The organism is Lacinutrix sp. Hel_I_90 (genome assembly GCF_000934685.1).
Lineage (GTDB): Bacteria > Bacteroidota > Bacteroidia > Flavobacteriales > Flavobacteriaceae > Lacinutrix.
On record NZ_JYNQ01000001.1, the window covers coordinates 3219909 to 3237770 of the forward strand.

Annotated in this window: 19 protein-coding genes; 7 read left to right on the forward strand and 12 right to left on the reverse strand. The window is 35.6% G+C overall.

The annotated features are described in order from the left end of the window. Nucleotides 1-139 precede the first annotated feature (139 nt). From GQ46_RS14185 to GQ46_RS14230, 10 genes are all read right to left on the reverse strand, one after another. Entirely contained in the window at nucleotides 140-595 is a 456-nt protein-coding gene (locus GQ46_RS14185) for a tRNA (cytidine(34)-2'-O)-methyltransferase (RefSeq protein WP_044403343.1), read from the reverse strand. A gap of 10 nt (nucleotides 596-605) precedes the next feature. Then, entirely contained in the window at nucleotides 606-971 is a 366-nt protein-coding gene (locus GQ46_RS14190; protein WP_231567359.1) for a GNAT family N-acetyltransferase, read from the reverse strand. 184 nt (nucleotides 972-1155) lie between these two features. After that, complete coding sequence (locus GQ46_RS14195; RefSeq protein WP_044403344.1) at nucleotides 1156-1341, reverse strand: hypothetical protein; 186 nt, start codon at nucleotides 1339-1341, stop codon at nucleotides 1156-1158. Nucleotides 1342-1394: 53 nt separating this feature from the next. Continuing rightward, a complete protein-coding gene (gene trpA / locus GQ46_RS14200; protein ID WP_044403345.1) occupies nucleotides 1395-2159 on the reverse strand; it encodes a tryptophan synthase subunit alpha in 765 nt (254 codons plus the stop codon). Between the two features lie 14 nt (nucleotides 2160-2173). Further along, entirely contained in the window at nucleotides 2174-3355 is a 1182-nt protein-coding gene (gene trpB, locus GQ46_RS14205; protein ID WP_044403346.1) for a tryptophan synthase subunit beta, read from the reverse strand. Next, on the reverse strand, nucleotides 3345-3980 hold the full coding sequence (locus GQ46_RS14210; RefSeq protein ID WP_044403347.1) for a phosphoribosylanthranilate isomerase: 636 nt from the start codon (nucleotides 3978-3980) through the stop codon (nucleotides 3345-3347). The genes trpB and GQ46_RS14210 overlap by 11 nt, the downstream gene beginning before the upstream one ends. A gap of 112 nt (nucleotides 3981-4092) precedes the next feature. After that, complete coding sequence (gene trpC, locus GQ46_RS14215) at nucleotides 4093-4878, reverse strand: indole-3-glycerol phosphate synthase TrpC (RefSeq protein WP_044405122.1); 786 nt, start codon at nucleotides 4876-4878, stop codon at nucleotides 4093-4095. Nucleotides 4879-4970: 92 nt separating this feature from the next. After that, on the reverse strand, nucleotides 4971-5963 hold the full coding sequence (gene trpD, locus GQ46_RS14220; RefSeq protein WP_044403348.1) for an anthranilate phosphoribosyltransferase: 993 nt from the start codon (nucleotides 5961-5963) through the stop codon (nucleotides 4971-4973). 103 nt (nucleotides 5964-6066) lie between these two features. Beyond that, a complete protein-coding gene (locus tag GQ46_RS14225; protein ID WP_044403349.1) occupies nucleotides 6067-6636 on the reverse strand; it encodes an aminodeoxychorismate/anthranilate synthase component II in 570 nt (189 codons plus the stop codon). Between the two features lie 64 nt (nucleotides 6637-6700). Then, nucleotides 6701-8095: an anthranilate synthase component I family protein gene (locus tag GQ46_RS14230; RefSeq protein ID WP_044403351.1), complete on the reverse strand. Its 1395-nt coding sequence runs from the start codon at nucleotides 8093-8095 to the stop codon at nucleotides 6701-6703. Nucleotides 8096-8337: 242 nt separating this feature from the next. Between GQ46_RS14230 and GQ46_RS14235 the strand changes: the two genes are divergently transcribed. The 4 genes from GQ46_RS14235 to GQ46_RS14250 all read left to right on the forward strand — a co-directional run bounded on the left by GQ46_RS14235 (nucleotide 8338) and on the right by GQ46_RS14250 (nucleotide 10351). Then, entirely contained in the window at nucleotides 8338-8856 is a 519-nt protein-coding gene (locus tag GQ46_RS14235; protein WP_044403354.1) for a TlpA disulfide reductase family protein, read from the forward strand. A gap of 5 nt (nucleotides 8857-8861) precedes the next feature. After that, nucleotides 8862-9482, forward strand: coding sequence for a thioredoxin family protein (locus GQ46_RS14240; protein ID WP_044403356.1), 621 nt, complete (start codon nucleotides 8862-8864; stop codon nucleotides 9480-9482). Nucleotides 9483-9611: 129 nt separating this feature from the next. Beyond that, a complete protein-coding gene (locus GQ46_RS14245; protein WP_044403358.1) occupies nucleotides 9612-9923 on the forward strand; it encodes a rhodanese-like domain-containing protein in 312 nt (103 codons plus the stop codon). Nucleotides 9924-9952: 29 nt separating this feature from the next. Beyond that, nucleotides 9953-10351, forward strand: a complete 399-nt coding sequence (locus tag GQ46_RS14250) for a rhodanese-like domain-containing protein (RefSeq protein ID WP_044403360.1) — start codon at nucleotides 9953-9955, stop codon at nucleotides 10349-10351. 3 nt (nucleotides 10352-10354) lie between these two features. Here GQ46_RS14250 and galE read toward each other — a convergent pair whose 3' ends face one another. Together galE and GQ46_RS14260 are read right to left on the reverse strand one after the other, a co-directional pair. Then, a complete protein-coding gene (gene galE, locus GQ46_RS14255; protein ID WP_044403362.1) occupies nucleotides 10355-11371 on the reverse strand; it encodes a UDP-glucose 4-epimerase GalE in 1017 nt (338 codons plus the stop codon). A 177-nt stretch (nucleotides 11372-11548) separates the two neighbouring features. Next, nucleotides 11549-12277 carry a nitroreductase family protein gene (locus GQ46_RS14260; protein ID WP_044403364.1) on the reverse strand — a complete coding sequence of 243 codons (729 nt, stop codon included), beginning with the start codon at nucleotides 12275-12277 and terminating at the stop codon, nucleotides 11549-11551. A gap of 234 nt (nucleotides 12278-12511) precedes the next feature. Between GQ46_RS14260 and GQ46_RS14265 the strand changes: the two genes are divergently transcribed. The 3 genes from GQ46_RS14265 (at nucleotide 12512) to GQ46_RS14275 (ending at nucleotide 17857) form a co-directional block, all read left to right on the forward strand. After that, entirely contained in the window at nucleotides 12512-12745 is a 234-nt protein-coding gene (locus GQ46_RS14265; RefSeq protein WP_044403365.1) for a hypothetical protein, read from the forward strand. 292 nt (nucleotides 12746-13037) lie between these two features. After that, nucleotides 13038-16589: a metallophosphatase gene (locus tag GQ46_RS14270; RefSeq protein WP_156133218.1), complete on the forward strand. Its 3552-nt coding sequence runs from the start codon at nucleotides 13038-13040 to the stop codon at nucleotides 16587-16589. 212 nt (nucleotides 16590-16801) lie between these two features. Next, entirely contained in the window at nucleotides 16802-17857 is a 1056-nt protein-coding gene (locus GQ46_RS14275) for a hypothetical protein (protein WP_044403366.1), read from the forward strand. Nucleotides 17858-17862 lie beyond the last annotated feature (5 nt).

The following is a 17862-nucleotide window of genomic DNA, read 5'->3' on the forward strand; positions in this document are numbered from 1 at the left end:
TTTATGGTGAAAAGTCTAAAATAAGACTCTCATTTTTTTCGCGAATGTAATATTTAATCTCATACAAATTTAAAAGCTTAAAAATTACTCATTGTTATTGTTTTTAAGCGAGTAGCTTAACGTCTTTTTTGCGTGTTGTTTACGCGTTTAATTTCCTTAATCCTTCATACACCACTATGCTTACTGCATTGGCCAAGTTTAAACTGCGTATGTGGTTGCTAAATAATGGAATTTTATAAACGGAATTTGAATGCTTTTCAGTTATTAAGTTTGATAAGCCAGCAGATTCTTTACCAAAAATAAGAAATAAATTGTCTTCAAAGGGAATGTCCCAATGGTTTTCAGTACCCTTACTAGACAGAAAGGCCATTTTAGCATTTTTGTTTTCGTTGAAAAATGCTTCAGTCGATTCATAGTAAGTCACCTCTAAATGTTGCCAATAATCTAAACCAGCACGCTTTAAACGTGAGTCGGTTATTTCAAAACCAAAGGGTTTTACTAAATGTAATCGAGAGCCAGAGGCTAATGCCAGTCGCCCAATATTGCCTGTATTATTTGGGATTTCGGGTTCTATTAAAACAATGTTTAATGGCATAATTTTGTTTTTAATCGAAGTGTAATTTCATTTCTAACATGTGCTTTTTAAAGCCGCTTTTTTCATAAGCTTTAATGGCCCCCGTATTCTCATTATAAACCATTAATCTTGCTTCTATCACGTTTTTAGTTTTAGCCCAGTTTTTAAGGGTTTCAATTATATTTTGAATGATGCCCTGACCTCTGTACTTGGGGTCAATAAACATAAAACCCATATACGCATAAGTCTGATTAATATGATAGGGTTTAGTATTTACAATTTTAGCGTAACCAGACCCCACTAGTTTATTTTCATGTTGGGCAACTATTATTTCTGTATTTGGTGATTGAAAAAGACTGTAAAAATCATAATAAACACAGGGGTTTTTTAAGTTCATATCAAAGTCCCGTCAAAAGCAATAATAGCTTGTTCAAATTCTAGTAAGATTGGTAAATCCTTGATTGTGGCTTTTCTATAGGTGACATCTGCTATGATTTTTGAATTTGACGATTTGTTAATTTAATATGCAAAGCCTAAATAATGTATTATTTAGGCTTTGAAATGTAATAATTGTTATGCAATTATTTCTTTTTTTGTTGCTCTTTTATTGTGGACTCGTCGATATCAAATTTATTAGTTTTGATGTTTGTATTTCCTGTTGGATTAGTAGGATTCGTTTGAGTCTTCGTCGTTTTAAACTTTTTTTTATCTTCTGTAACTCCCATGATATGTATGTTTTTTTGGTTCACATCTAATTTACGAATCATAGTAAACAATTTCTCATAAGGCTTCGTTAAAACCACCCTCTTAATCTGTTAAACTATCTTAAAATGCTTGAAACAAATGTTGGTATGGCAGAAACACCATCATTTGTAAGGCGCTTTATAAACGCACTTCCAATAATAGCTCCTTTTGTATATTGTGTTGCCTGTGTAAAGGTTTCATTATCTGAAATTCCAAAGCCCACAATTTGTGGGTTTTTTAAATTTAGGTCTGCAATACGTTTAAAATAAGCGGTTTGCTCATCGCCAAAACCAGAACTGCTACCGGTAACACTAGCACTACTCACCATATAAATAAAACCGTTTGAAATAGCGTCTATAAAATGAATACGTTCTACAGAGGTTTGAGGTGTAATTAAGAAAACATTAATTAAGCCATATTTTTCAAAAGTCGCTTTGTATTGTTCGTTGTAAACGTCAACGGGCAGATCTGGAATGATGAGACCGTCAATACCCATGTCCTGACATTTTTTACAAAAGGCGTCAACACCATATTGTAGCATTGGGTTAAAATACCCCATAATAATTAGAGGGATTGAAACCGTTTTTCTAATGTCTTTTAATTGGTTAAAAAGCACATCAGTGGTCATGCCGTTTTTTAAAGCCTGAGTTGAGCTCGCTTGAATGGTTGGGCCGTCCGCTAAAGGATCGCTAAAGGGCATTCCTATTTCAATCATATCGACACCACTTGCTTCTAGGTTTTGGATGATGCTTACTGTATCATTTAAACTAGGGTAGCCGGCAGTAAAATAGATTGACAAAAGGGTTTTGTCTTCTTTTAGTTTTTTATTTATTCTGTTCATTGAAAATGATAACCTTATAATTTAAAATAATCTATATAATTCTGTAAATCCTTATCGCCTCTTCCTGATAAATTAATCACTATAACATCATCAGCTTTAAATTTTTTACCATTAAAAATGGCTAAAGAATGTGAGGTTTCTATAGCGGGAATGATGCCTTCTAACTGACTCAATTCTAAACCAGCTGTCATAGCTTCGTCATCTGTAATGGAGATAAATTCTGCACGCCCCGTTTTATACAAGTGCGCATGCATTGGTCCAACTCCAGGATAATCTAACCCTGCAGAAATAGAATACGGCTCGGTAATTTGCCCGTCTTTAGTTTGCATTAAAAGCGTCTTACTGCCATGAATAATGCCTTCTTTTCCTAATATTGAGGTAGCCGCACTTTCACCAGAATGAATGCCTTTTCCCGCGGCTTCCACAGCTATTAATTTTACATTGGTATCTTCTAAATAATGGTAAAATGCACCAGCAGCATTACTGCCGCCACCTACGCAGGCTACCACATAATCAGGAGTTTCACGACCTTCTTTCTCTTTTAATTGCCATTTGATTTCTTCAGAAACAACAGATTGAAAACGCGCCACCATATCTGGATACGGATGTGGGCCAACAACACTTCCAATAATATAATGTGTGTCTACAGGATTATTAATCCAATCGCGAATCGCTTCATTTGTAGCATCTTTTAATGTGCGACTTCCTGATAACGCGGGCACAACTTTGGCACCAAGCATTTTCATTCTTGCGACATTGGGTGCTTGTCTGGCAATATCAATTTCGCCCATGTAAACAATGCATTCCATGCCCATTAAAGCACAAACCGTTGCCGTAGCCACACCGTGTTGCCCTGCTCCAGTTTCAGCAATAATACGTGTTTTACCTAAGCGTTGTGCCATTAAGATCTGACCGATAGTATTGTTGATTTTGTGCGCCCCGGTATGGTTTAAGTCTTCTCTTTTTAAGTAGATTTTTGTACCATACTTTTCTGAAAGCCGTTTCGCAAAATAGAGAGGCGAAGGACGCCCCACATAATCCTTTAATAATTGATCGAATGCTTCTTTAAAAGAAGGCTCAGCCATTATTTTTAAATAATTTTGACGTAACTCTTCAACGTTGGGATAAAGCATTTCTGGGATGTAAGCACCTCCAAATTCGCCGTAATAGCCTTTTTCATTTATATTATACTCCATAACCGTTAATTGTTAATTGGTATTGAAAATCTTTTATTTTTTTAATGTCTTTAAATCCTGAAATTGTTTCAAACTTGCTGTTTATGTCTAGAGTACAGCATAAATCTGATTCGGGACGTTTTAAGAAAAGTAATAGCGCATCTATGGTTTCTGGACCAATACCACCACTTAAGAAATAGGATTTATTTGATGGATATTTTTTGAAAATGTTCCAATTAAAAGTATAGCCATTTCCGCCAGGTTCTTTGCCTTTGGTGTCAAACAAATAGTAGTCACAAACCGATTCATAAGGTTCTAAAACACTGAAGTCAAATTGGTTTTTAACAGAAAACACTTTGATTATTTTAACATCGTAGGCGCGTAACTGTTCGCAAAATTCAGGAGATTCATCCCCATGTAACTGAACACCTTGTAACTGATGCGTTTCAATTTTATCGACTATAAAATCTAAGCTTGCATTTACAAAAACACCAACTTTTTCAATGGTATCAGGTAATTCTGGAATCGTTTCTTTGAAATAGCGTGGTGATTTTTCATAAAAGATAAAACCCATATAACTAGGGTGCAAATCTGCAACATCTAAGATGTTGTTCTCGACTTTCATTCCACATACTTTTAGTTTCATTGCAAATTGTTTTTTATTTCCCTGATCCCGAAGCTTCGTGAGGGGAACTTATTAATGTAATTTTATGTTTTGTCCTTCGCATTCCCAAAACTACGGGAGCGAAAGACAACTTTTATATCTTTAATTTTTCTATAAATTCTTGGGCACTTTTACCTGCATGACCTGTTTTCATAAAGTGTTCTCCAATAAGAAAACCTTTATAGTCATAGTGTTGTAGTGTTTTGATAGCTTCAATACTGCTAATACCACTTTCAGATACTTTAATAAAATCGTTGGGAATCAATGTACTTAATCGTTTACTGGTTTCTAAACTGACTTCAAACGTTTTTAAATTCCGGTTATTCACTCCGAGCATGTCTAAACTAGGCATTATAGATTTGTTTAACTCTTCTTCGTTATGAACCTCTAAAAGGACGTCCAGGTTTAAACTTTTAGCCAGTTCTGAAAATTGTTTTATTTCTTCTCTTGTTAATAGTGCAGCAATTAATAAAATCACATCGGCGCCATAGGCTTTTGCCTCAATAATTTGGTAGCCGTCTATAATGAACTCCTTTCTTAACAACGGTAAGTTGCAACTTGCTCTCGCCGTTAGTAAATCGTCTAAACTTCCACCAAAATATTTTGCATCTGTTAACACAGACATGCCACAAACGCCTGCTGCTTCATAGCCTTTAGCCACATCAAAAACATTGAAACTCTGATTAATCACGGCTTTTGATGGTGACCGCCGTTTGTGCTCAGCAATAATCCCTGTATTACTTTCTTTAAGCTTTTTAGCTAATGAAATGGTTTCACGCTCAAATAAAACAGAGCGCTCTAATTGGCTTACAGGTATAAGTTGTTTTCGAAGCTTAACTTCTATGCGTTTATCGTTTACTATTTTGGTTAATATATCCATTTTTTTCTTCCTAACCCTTTCCATAGAAAAGGGAATTTTTATGTTTTCCATCATTTAAAAGTCCTTGCTATTAGGAAGGATTTAGGACGGGGTTATTTACTTAATGCTATCAACGTATTTAAACTCGCTTTTGCTTTACCACTCAATAGTGATTCTTTGGCTAATTCAAACCCTTGTTTGTGGTCTATTTGTTTTACGGTAGCAATGGCTAATCCCGCGTTGGCATAGACGACGTTATTTTGTGCTTCGGTACCTTTTCCGTTAATGACATTTAAAAATATTTTAGCAGACGCATTTACAGTCTCACCGCCAAAAATAGCACTTTGATCAATCTGTTCTACTTCTAAATCTTTTGGCGTGAGCATGGTTTCAGACGTGTTTGAAATAATCTTCGTATTTCCAGTCAGGGAAATTTCATCGTAACCATCTAGCGCATGAACAATACTGTAATTTTTATCGGTATTTTGGTATATGTAGCTATACAAGCGTTGTAATTCTAAATTAAAAACACCCACCATTTGATTTTTAGGGAACGACGGATTTACCATTGGGCCTAACATGTTAAAAAAGGTTTTTACGCCTAAGTCTTTACGAATAGGCGCTACATTTTTCATGGCTGGGTGAAATAAGGGCGCATGTAAAACACAGATACCAGCAGCATCAATACTTTTTTGTAAAAAGCTTTTATCGGTAGTAAATTTAATTCCTAATTTTTCCATAACATTAGAAGAGCCACACGCCGAAGAGACACCGTAATTTCCATGCTTCGCTACTTTTACGCCTGCACCTGCCGTTACAAAAGACGATAAGGTAGAAATATTAAAGGTGTCTTTGCCGTCACCGCCAGTGCCACATAAATCAATCGCATTAAACTCTGATAGATCCACAGGAATACATAATTCTAAAAGCGCATCACGAAAGCCTTGTAATTCTTCTAGTGTGATACTACGCATCATAAAAACGGTAAGAAAAGAAGCGATTTGACTTTGATTATAGTGACCTTTAGAAATATTTACCAACACGGCTTTAGCTTCTTTACTATTAATGTTTTCCTGATTTATGAGTCTATTTAATAAGTGTTTCATCCTGTGTATAACTCTTTCCAAAGGAAAGAGACCTGTTATTTGTTTATCTGTTTTTTATTCCTGCATATAAGTACTACTTACTAATACTAACGGTAAGTTCCTACTAGCTTTTGCTATTTACCCAGTTTTCTAAAATACGTTTGCCGTTTGGTGTTAATACAGACTCTGGATGGTATTGCACACCCTTAACATCATAAACCTTATGGCGTAAAGACATAATTTGTCCGTTGTCATCAAAAGAGGTCGCTTCTAAGCGTTCCGGTAAATCTGGGTCGACAACCCAAGAATGATAGCGGCCCACGTTAAATGTTTTATCGAGGCCGTTAAAAAGCGATTCATCATCCACAGTGACTTTAACTTGAGTGGCCACACCATGAAAAACGTTATCTAGATTAATAATTTTACCGCCAAAAACTTCGGCTATAGCCTGCTGCCCTAAGCACACGCCCAATATGCTTTTGGTGGGCGCATATTGCTTTATTATCGCTTTTAATAATCCCGCTTCATCGGGGATTCCAGGTCCTGGTGAGAGAACGATTTTGTCGAAAGCGTCAACTTCATCTAAAGTTAATTTATCGTTTCTTTTAACCGTAACCTCACAATTTAAGTCTTCTAAATAGTGGACTAAATTGTATGTAAAACTGTCGTAGTTATCTATTACTAATACTCTCATAGTATTTTTTTTATTTACTTGACCCGAAGCTTCGGGAACGGAAATCTATATTATTTTCTTAACTTTATATATCCTTGGCTAATTCAATTGCTTTTGTTAGTGCGCCTAGTTTATTATAGACTTCTTGCAGCTCACTCTCTGGGACAGATTTTGAGACGATACCTGCACCAGCCTGCCAATGGAGTTGGTGGTTTTTGCTTAAAAAGGTTCTAATCATTATGGCTTGATTATAATTGCCATTAAAATCCATAAACCCAATAGCACCACCGTAAAATGCACGACTTGTTTTTTCATATTTCTCAATAAGCTGCATCGCTCTATGTTTTGGTGCACCACTTAAGGTTCCTGCAGGAAACGTATCGGCTACGACTTGCATGGTTGGCGTGCCTTTGTGTACTTTTCCTGTGACTTTGCTTACTAAGTGAATTACGTGAGAGAAAAATTGTGCTTCTCTATAGGTTTCTACTTTTACGTCGCTTCCATGGCGGCTTAAATCGTTTCTTGCTAAATCGACCAACATCACATGTTCGGCATTTTCCTTTTCGTCTGAAGCCAGTAGCTTGGCAAGCTCGGCATCTTTTTCATCATTACCTGTACGCTTAAAGGTGCCCGCGATGGGGTGAATTTCTGCCAGACCATCAGTGACCACGAGTTGTGCTTCCGGAGAACTTCCGAAGATTTTAAAATCACCATAATCGAAATAAAATAAATAAGGAGACGGATTAATGCTTCGTAACGCTCTGTAGACGTTAAATTCATCGCCTTTAAAATCCTGAAAGAATTTTTTAGACAATACGAGTTGAAACACATCGCCACGTGCACAATGTTGTTTGGCTAAGACCACCTGGTCTTTATACTCTTCATCTGTTAAATTGGATTTAATTTCAGACTGCGTTGAAAATTCATAAGAGGCAAAGTTTTTCGACTTTATAAGGTGTAGAATATCGTCTATGTTATTTTCTGTATTATGACAGTGCGCAAAAATATAAGCTTCGTTTTTAAAGTGATTTATAGCAATTATATTTTGATAAACGGCATAGTAAATATCAGGAATATCTAAAGAATCTGGCTTTTTTGAGATCTCAATGTCTTCGAAATATTTTACGGCATCGTAGGCTGTATAACCAAAAATACCATTGTTTATGAATTTAAATTGTTCTTCAGAATTCACCTTAAAGCGTTTGGTGAATTTATGAATGGTTTTCGCCACATCAGTAGTTTTGTTTCTTAATACGCTACCGTCTGGAAAGGTTTGATAAATCGTGTTCCCTTTTACTTTTATAGACGCAATAGGATTAAAGCAGATGTACGAAAAACTGTTATCACTAGCATGATAATCGCTACTCTCTAATAAAATGCTATTAGGGAATTTGTCGCGTATTTTAAGATAAATACTTACAGGTGTAATCGTGTCTGCAAGAATTTTTTTGTAATGTGTGTATAGACTGAATGTTTTCATTAATTTAAATAAAAAAAAGGCTTGTCGTGAATGACAAGCCTTTTGTATGTTAATTAAATATACGTAGGAGTTTGTTCACGAATTGTTTTTCCGAGAATTCCACCACCAGGTATGATTTAAGTTTGTGTTCATAATTTTTTACATTCCAAAGATAGTAATGAAATTTTATTTGGCAAATTAAATTTAACGTAATTATTTGTTAAAAATAATTTTAAAGGTTATTCGCTTACTATTTTTATGGCATGAAGCGATTAACCATTATTTTGATGATTCTTTTTGTGTCTTGTAAAGGAGAGGGAAAAAAGGGCACTACCGTTAAAAATACAGAGACCGATAAAACCTTGGTTTTAGATATTTATGATTATGAAGGGTTAGCACCTCTCTTGAATATAAAGGACGACAAAATACATGTCATTAACTTTTGGGCCACCTGGTGCGCACCTTGCGTTAAAGAGTTGCCCGCTTTTGAGAAACTAAATGCCGAGTACCATTCTAAAAATGTAGAAGTCGTTTTGGTAAGTTTAGATTTTCCTAATCAATATGAAAATAGGCTCAAGCCATTTATTATAGAACAGGGATTAGCATCTAAAATTGTTGTTTTAGATGATGTAGATTCTAATGCTTGGATTCCGAAGATATCTGAAGATTGGTCTGGCGCTATTCCCGCCACCTTGATTTATAGTAAAAATAAGCGTCAATTTTATGAGCAATCCTTTACTTATAACGAATTAAAAACAGAAGTAGATAAATTTTTAAATTAAAAACGATGAAAAAATTAGTAAAATTAGCATTTGTAGCTCTTGTAATCGCTGGTGTTAGCGCATTTACAGTGGGCGAAAAAGAAGTCCTTGAGGGGTACAGTATTGGTGATGTGGCTACCGATTTTAAATTACAGAATATTGATGGAAAAATGGTATCCTTATCAGATTTTAAAGCAGCCAAAGGTTTTATTATCACCTTTACTTGCAATACCTGCCCTTACGCAGTAGCTTATGAAGATAGAGTAGAAGCCTTAAATAAAAAATATGCGCCAAAAGGCTATCCAGTAATAGCGATTATGCCTAATAATGTTAAAGTAAAGCCAGGAGATAGCATAGAAGCCATGAAAACGCGGGCTGAGGAAAAAGGATTTACTTTTCCTTATTTAATGGATAGCAATCAAAAAGTGTATCCGCAATATGGCGCCACTAAAACCCCACATATTTATGTTTTAGAGAAAACAGCTAATGGAAATATCGTTAGGTATATTGGGGCAATTGATGATAATTATCAAGATGCGAGTAAAGTGGAAACGAAGTATGTTGAGGATGCCGTGAATGCGCTTTTAGCAGGTGAAGCAATCAAAACAGAGGAAACCAGAGCGATAGGTTGTTCTATAAAAGTATAAAAAACACGTGTTGCGTATAAAACAACGTGCTTAAAAAAAACCTGAAGTTTGTAACACTTCAGGTTTTTTTTTCGTCTAGCTCTTAACGAAACGTTAAATTGTTTAACTTTGTAATTATAAAAAAAAGCAATGGCAGATTTATCTCAAGAGCAATGGGCGCAACAACTGAAAGCAGACGAAAACGCTGTTATTCTAGATGTTAGAACAGAAGAAGAAGTAGAAGAGGGGTACATTCCTAATGCAAAGAACCTTAATATTTTTAAAGGGCAAGCCTTTGTTTACGAATTAGAGGCTTTAGACAAAACTAAAAACTATTATGTGTATTGCAGATCTGGAGGAAGAAGTGGCCAGGCTTGCGGTATCATGAATCAAATGGGATTTGAAAATGCTTATAATTTAGTGGGCGGATTTCAAGAATGGAAAGGAGAAGTAAAGCAGTAGAAAACAATTAGTAATCAAAATTATCAATCATGAAAAAATCAACACTACTCTTTTTGTGTCTCATCGCTTTTAGCCTCGTAGGGTGTTCAAAAAAATATCAAGAAGAGATTACAGTGGTTTCAACAGAAGAGATGAAAACACTTCGAAATTTGGAAGATGTACAACTTATAGACGTAAGAACGAAAGCAGAATACGATTCAGGACATTTAGTAAACTCACAAAACATTGATTATAATTCACCAACTTTCGATGATGACATTGCGGGCTTAGATAAAGAAAAGCCTGTGGTTTTATATTGTCAAAAAGGAGGAAGAAGTGCTAAGTGCGCACAGAAAATGCATGACGCTGGTTTCAAAAAAGTCTATGATTTAAAAGGTGGGTTCTCAAAATGGCAGTTCCAAAAATTAGAACTGGATTTAAATTTATAATCTTTAAGATCTTATTTTTTGTTCCCATTTCCAGGCTGAGCGTAAAGCGTCTTTTAAGCTGAGCTTCGTCTCCCAACCCAAACTATTTTTAGCTTTTGTTGTATCGGCATAAGCGGCAATAACGTCACCTTGACGTCTAGCTACAATTTTATAATTTAGTTTTTCACCAGTAACGGCTTCAAAAGCAGCAATAACTTCTAACACCGAAGACCCTTTACCTGTTCCAATATTAAAGACTTCAAAAGGAGTAGTATTCTTATTTTTTATAAGGCGTTTAAGCGCAGTAACGTGGGCTTTAGCCAAGTCAACCACGTGAATGTAATCCCTAATACAGGTGCCATCTTTAGTTGGATAATCCTTGCCGAAAACAGACAGTTGTTGCCTTAAGCCTATTGCCGTTTGTGTAATAAATGGCACCAAATTTTGAGGAGTCCCTGTTGGTAACTCACCAATATTTGCCGTTTCATGCGCACCAATAGGATTAAAATAACGCAGGGCAATGGCGTTTAAATTTGGGCTGACCTTGCAGGTGTCTTTTATGATTTCTTCGCCTATCTGTTTGGTATTACCATAAGGTGATTCGGCAGGTTTCATAGGTGCGTTTTCAGTAATAGGCAGCTCATCTGCCTGACCGTAAACCGTACACGATGAGCTAAAAATGAAGTGGGCACCCGCTTTTTTTTGTAGTTCCTGTAAAATATATAGTAACGGATTCAGGTTGTTTTCATAGTAGAGTAGTGGTAACTCCACACTTTCTCCAACCGCTTTTGAGGCCGCGAAATGAATAACTCCAGTGATATCTTGATGCTTTTTAAAAAAAGCAGTCACCAGCGGTTTATCTCTTAAATCAATATTTTCAAATGTAGGTTGCTTATTAGTGATTGCTGTAATGCCATCTAGCACCTCTAGAGAAGCGTTCGACAGGTTGTCTATAATGACCACTTCAAAACCTTCGTTTTGGAGTTCTACAACTACGTGCGATCCAATATAGCCTAATCCTCCTGTTACCAGTATTTTCATTACAATTGTTTTGATGTGTTCAAAAGTAAAAAATATAATACGTCTAAATTACTGTTTTTTGTACTCGGTTAATTCTGTTTTATAAGATTTTATTCCTGATACCAAATGACTATTAAGAACTATGCGTCTTTAAGCTTTTGGTAATGCGTTGTTATAGGGGCGTTTTTCTCTTATGCTTTACACCTCAAAATATACGGTTTCAAAAGGCACTCTAAACCGTGGGCCATAAATACCTTCAGGATTTCTAATGCCGCAACCAATTACCATATTAATTTCTGCACCACTTGGTAACCCTAAAATTTGCTTCACTCTTAAGGTATCACTACCTTCCATAGGGCAAGTGTCGTAACCTATTTCTGCCATGCTAAGCATAAAATTTTCAGCCGCTAATGCGGCGCTTTTATGCGCTACAATGCGTATATCGCTGGCTCTCGCTTGTCGGTAAATGGGTCTGAAAAGACCAATGATTTGAAAGATAAAAAATTTGAGATAGCCAAAGATGCCTAGGAAATCAATATAAATGGTAGGGATTATTTTGCCATAGTAATCGGTAGCCATTTTTTTGCGTTTTAATTCGCGTGCTGTTAGGTCGGGCTTGCTGTATACTTTATTTAAAAACGAAATATTAGCCTTGGCACGTTTACGCCAAAGGTCTTTTCTGGTCACGACAACCACTAACTGCTTAGCCGTTTTAGCTGCATTCTGCTTAAAACAAGCACCAGCTAATTGTGCTAGCGTGTCTTTGTCTGTAACATGATAAAATTCCCAAAGCTGTAAATTACTACTTGTAGGTGCTAAGGTCGCATTATAAATACAGTGTTTTACCTTTTCGGTATCTATTTCAGTGTCAAGATAGACGCGGGTAGAGCGCCTGTAGGCTATGGCTTCGGAAACGGTTTTAGTCATGCTGTAAATTTATATAAATATAGAATAAAAGCGTTGAACTCTATGCGTAGATTATACGCTATTTTGCCTTCATGGTTTTCTAAAACCTTCAATAAAAAAGGTTTATTTTCGCAGGAATATTCATTAAAGTTAGCCTTTTCATTTTTTTTAGGGCTAATAATTTTAGCAAATCCATCAAGCTTTTTTAGGTATCGTGATTATATTAATTGATGAATACTCTAAAAAACAAATCACATGACTAAAGAAAAAAAACACGCAGACTTTCAAAGTCCCTATAGAAAATCGATGAATTTTAATAAAGAGACTAAAAACGAAGATTTTGAGCCAGATGGTAAAGGCAATATAAAAGTTGAGAAAAAATCAACAACGCTTAGCGCTTCAGAAAAAGAAAAAATAGCAAAGGCGATGGATAATATGCAGCGCAATATTGAGATGATTCCCGGAGATGAGCGCGATGGCGAAGAATAAGAATTAAAAACATGTTTAGTTCTATTTTGATTTATTCATTATAGAAATTAAAAATCCCATTTACAATTTGTGAATGGGATTTTTATAGCCGATACTGTAATCTAATGCTTCTACTAATTTGCAACTTTTTTTTTGATACTTCCTAGTTTCAAAAAGTTGAAATCTTTAAAGTATTACTAATATTTGCTTATAAGCACTATTTATAAGATTTAATTTAAGAAATTTGAAACTCAAGACAATACTATATATGATAAACCAGAAATTCTCAAGTAAAAGACATAATTCTTTATGTTTGATAACAATACTTTTAATATTTACATTCAGCTTACAACTAAATGCTCAGGAAAATAATAAAGAGATTTCAAAAAGTGTTTATTTGACATCGAATATCGGACTGGCAAAAAAGAAAAACTCTACGGCGATTTTAAAAGCTATAGTAAGTGCCTCGCAACAAGATAAAAACGCAGCCTTTTTAGCATTAGGAAATAGTACCACTCGCAAAGGTTACGTAAAAGATAAATCGGGAAGAGAGAAGCAAGAAGCTTTTTTAAAGTCACAGATTTTAGAACCACTTTCTAATTTTAATGGGGAGCTTATTTTTATACCTGGACAATACGAGTGGAACAAAGGTGGGCATAAAAACCTTGACGATTTAGAGTCTTTTTTACAAGATAATAGTGACGCCGAGTTTTGGCCTAATGATGGTTGTCCCATAGAACGTGAAACCTTAAGTGATGAGGTAGAACTCGTGATGGTAGACACACAATGGTATTTAGAAGACTGGGATAATCACCCTTATATAAACAACGACTGCGAAATAAAAACCAGAGAGCAATTTTTTCTTGCCTTCAAAGATGAGCTTAAAGACGAACAAAATAAGACTATCATCGTGGCCTTACACCATCCTATATTAACCGCTACACGACATGGTCTTGTTGAGCGAATGGGCGGACTTTCTAAGCAAGCACACTACCATAATGACATGCAATACTTAGTGGGGCGTTTAGAAACGCTGGCAAGTCAATTTCAAGATGTCATCTTTGTATCCGGTAGTGAAAGTAATTTACAGTTTTTAATGAATGATGGAATTCCGCAAATTATTAGTGGCGCATTAGGAAACACGACTAAAACAAAACCTAACAAAAAGAAAGGGTATTTTGGCACGAATGAACACGGTTATGCCAAACTCAATGTTTTTAAAGATGGAAGCTCTGAGGTTGAAATGTATACCGTTAAAGAGGATCAAGTGACTAAGGTTTTTACTTCTACAATCAAATTAAAAAAAGGAAGTTTAGAAGATTTTGACTACCATAGTAAAGAAGATTTCGGGGATTCTTATAAGGCCTCTATTTATACCCAGGAAGAAGTCAATAAATCTGATTTTTACAAATGGTTTTGGGGCGACCACTATAGAGCTATTTATGGACGTGAGATTGAAGCGCCCGTTTTATTTTTAGAGGCGTTACCAGATAGTGTACGGGCAATCACAGAAGGAGGCGGAAACCAATCCAGAAGTTTGCGCTTAATTGATACTAATGAAAATGAATATACGGTTAGAGAGTTGCGTAAAAGTGGGCTGCGTTTTATACAGTCTAAAATTAAAGATCATTATGTGTTAGACTATATGAATAATACGGTGGCAGAAGACATTGTTCAAGACTATTATACAACGGCTCAACCTTACGCACAATTTGCAATTAATGAACTTTTAGAGGCTATTAATATACCTCACGCGAATCCTAGGATTGTTTACCTGCCAAAACAAAAACGATTGGGTAGATTTAATGAAAATTACGGCGATAAACTATACATGTTCGAAGAGCATGTAGGAGATGAAAATAAGGCATTTGATACGTTTGGAAATGCAGACGATATTATAAGTACCAAAGACATGTTGCTAGAACTTCAAAATGATAAAGATGCAAAAATTGATGAAGATAGTTATTTAAGAGCACGCTTGTTCGATTTGCTTATAGGTGATTGGGATAGGCATGAAGACCAGTGGCGCTGGGGCTTACACAAAAAGGAGGATGGCACCAAGTTATATAAACCCATTCCAAGAGACCGAGATCAAGCTTTTCCAAAATATGATGGTGTATTTCCAGCCATTCTTAAAGCGGTGTCCCCATTAGCAAGAAACATGCAAACCTATGCTCCCGAAATTAAAAATATTAAAAGTTTCAATAATGCGGTATACTATTTAGATAAAAGCTTTATAAACCGAGCCCATTGGGGAGATTGGAAAAAACAAGCTCAAACTATTCAAAACCAACTTAGTGATGCGGTTATCGATAAGGCTTTTGCCAATCTTTTAGAAGACACTAAAGGTGAAAGTATAGACCAAATTAAATCTATCTTAAAGCAGAGGCGCGAAAACTTGGTTGACATCGCTAAAGACTATTATGATTATTTTAAAGCCCACGAAATTATTGCTGCAACAAATAAAGACAATACTATTTCTGTTTTAAGACAGGCAAAAGGCATTACAAAAGTGACTATTACACAACAAGACCTTACTATTTTTGAAAACACCTATGATTCAGAAGACACTAAAGAATTATGGATTTACGCCTTAGATGGAGACGATACTATTACAGTATCTGGAGAAGGAAGTCATTACATTACGCTTAAAATTTTTGGGGGTGAAGACAATGATATTTATAACGTAGAGAACAACAGAAATGTTACCGTATACGACTATAAAACAAAGAAAAACACCTTTAATGGTAGGGTCAGTAAAAAACTTACCGATTCATACGCGATTAATAATTACGATCCTCAAAAACGTAAATATGCTAACAATGTTTTATTACCCACCGTTGGTTTTGATCCCGATGCAGGGTTTAGTGCAGGATTAACAAATACCTATACTACGTATGCCTTACTGAGAAATCCATTTACCACACAACATAAAGTTAATGCTTCTTATTATTCAGCCACACAAGGGTTTGAGTTTTCATACAATGGGGAGTTTGCTCATGTTTTTCAAGACTGGAATTTGGGTTTAGACGCCCGTATTACAAGTGCTAATTATGCGATAAATTTTTTCGGCATAGGTAATGAAACCACTTACGATCCAGACGCGGTGGATATGGATTTTAACCGCACAAAAATTAGTCAGTGGCATTTTCAACCGTCTTTGACGTATAAAACAAGCGGAAATGTGTCTGCACATATCGCGGCACGAGTAGAAGCGCACACCTTGACAAATGATGAAAACGGTTTTGCAGAAATATTCTTTGATGCCAATAATGATTTGTTTGAGAATCAAGTGTATGCAGGAGCAGAAGTAGGGCTGGCGTTTAATAATAAAAAGGGCTTACTAAGTTTGCCAAGGCGCGGTATGGCTTTGGGTGTAGTAACTGGTTACAAACAAGCCATAAATTCAGATTATGACAATGCTTTTGCCTACGTAAAACCAACGATATCCTTTATTTATCCTCTTCATGAAAGCGGTTTGGCAACATTGGCAACAAAAGCACAAGCTAATTTCATTCTTGGAGATAATTATGAGTTTTATCACGCGGCGACTGTAGGTGGAAATACCAGTTTACGAGGATATAGAAATGATCGTTTTTTAGGAGAGACCTCCTTTTTTCAAACCACTGATTTAAGAGTGTGTTTTATAGAGAAGCATACAGGTTTTATACCCCTTAGAATAGGCGTTTCAGGGGGCTACGATTTAGGACGTGTTTGGAATAAAAATGAAAATTCTAATACATGGCACAACAGTTATGGAGGTTCCGTTTTTATTAATGGTTTCCAGGCTTTTACAGCCAATATAGGGTATTACACTAGTACCGAAGATAGTCGGATCATTTTTACCGCAGGCTTTCGTTTTTAAAGGAATATATCGTTTAAATAAGGTTAGGTTTTTATAGGATTGGATAGTCAAGGTTTTTTTTAACTATAATTAAATTAAGCCGGTTAGAAAAGACAATCTTATTATTTTTAAGATATTCATGTTTAAAACATCAGATTTTATCTCATTTTATTTTTTAGTACATTGTGTAGTATTAGTTATTAGTGAGCAGATGTATTAAACCCAATTTACCTATGAAAAATGTAGTATTTGTATTGTACCTAGTCATAAGTAGTGTCTTATATTCACAAGATATTAAAGAGGAACTCCCTGGTTTTCCAAATTATTTTCAGCAGGTGGCAGATACGCTTCATTATTATACTACTGGTGCGAGTGCTGCTACTAACATTAAATACATCAAAAAAGAAACGGTATATGGTGAAGAAAGCTATACGGATTACGAAAAATATTTTAATGTTGCCGGGGTTGAGCTTACTAAATCTGGCAAACCTATAACTAAAGTAGAAACCGTTAACGATTCTGTAAAAATAAAAAAGCTGTTTGTTTTAGACGGTTACCCAGAGGCAGATACGAGAGCTTTGGATGACCAGGATTATTATTTGTCACAGCTCATAACCTACACTCCTAATAGTGCTATTCAATCGGTAACTAAGTATAATGGTAATGGGACTAAAGAAGTAAAACACTATACCTACGATAACAAAAATAGGCTTGTTGAAATACAGGAAGAACTCTTTTTGGGGGTCTCGGAAGACCATTTAGACACTGAAACCGCTGTGGTTTATTTTCAAGTAGAACCTACAATACGTATCGTAACTACCGCCAGTTATAGCAATAATCACCTGGCTAAAATTAGTAGTACAAAAGAATCTAAAGATTTTAATATTGGGTTTTACACGACGCGTTCAGAGCAGGAATTTTATTATGGGGAGGCCTTGACTCCTGTAAAGGTTATTGAGACCGCTATAGAAATTAGCACAGACTCTGGAATAAAAAAGGAAACATCAAAGGACTTGGAAATCACTTATAATTCAGACGGTCAAATGAGTGAAAGTCTTATAAAACTGAGAGAAAATGAGCAAGAATTAGAACGTATAAATACTTATTATTCCTACGGAGACTATGGTTTAAGTCGCATAAATCGGTTACGGTTTAGAGGCAGTGAAGAGCAGCAAAACCATAGCCTTAGCTATAATGCCTCTGGCACTGTTGTAGCTCTAGTAAGCATAAAGGAAGCGGCAGATGAAAACGTTAAAGAGAAAGAAATATACACTTTTGAATACTATTAAAAAAA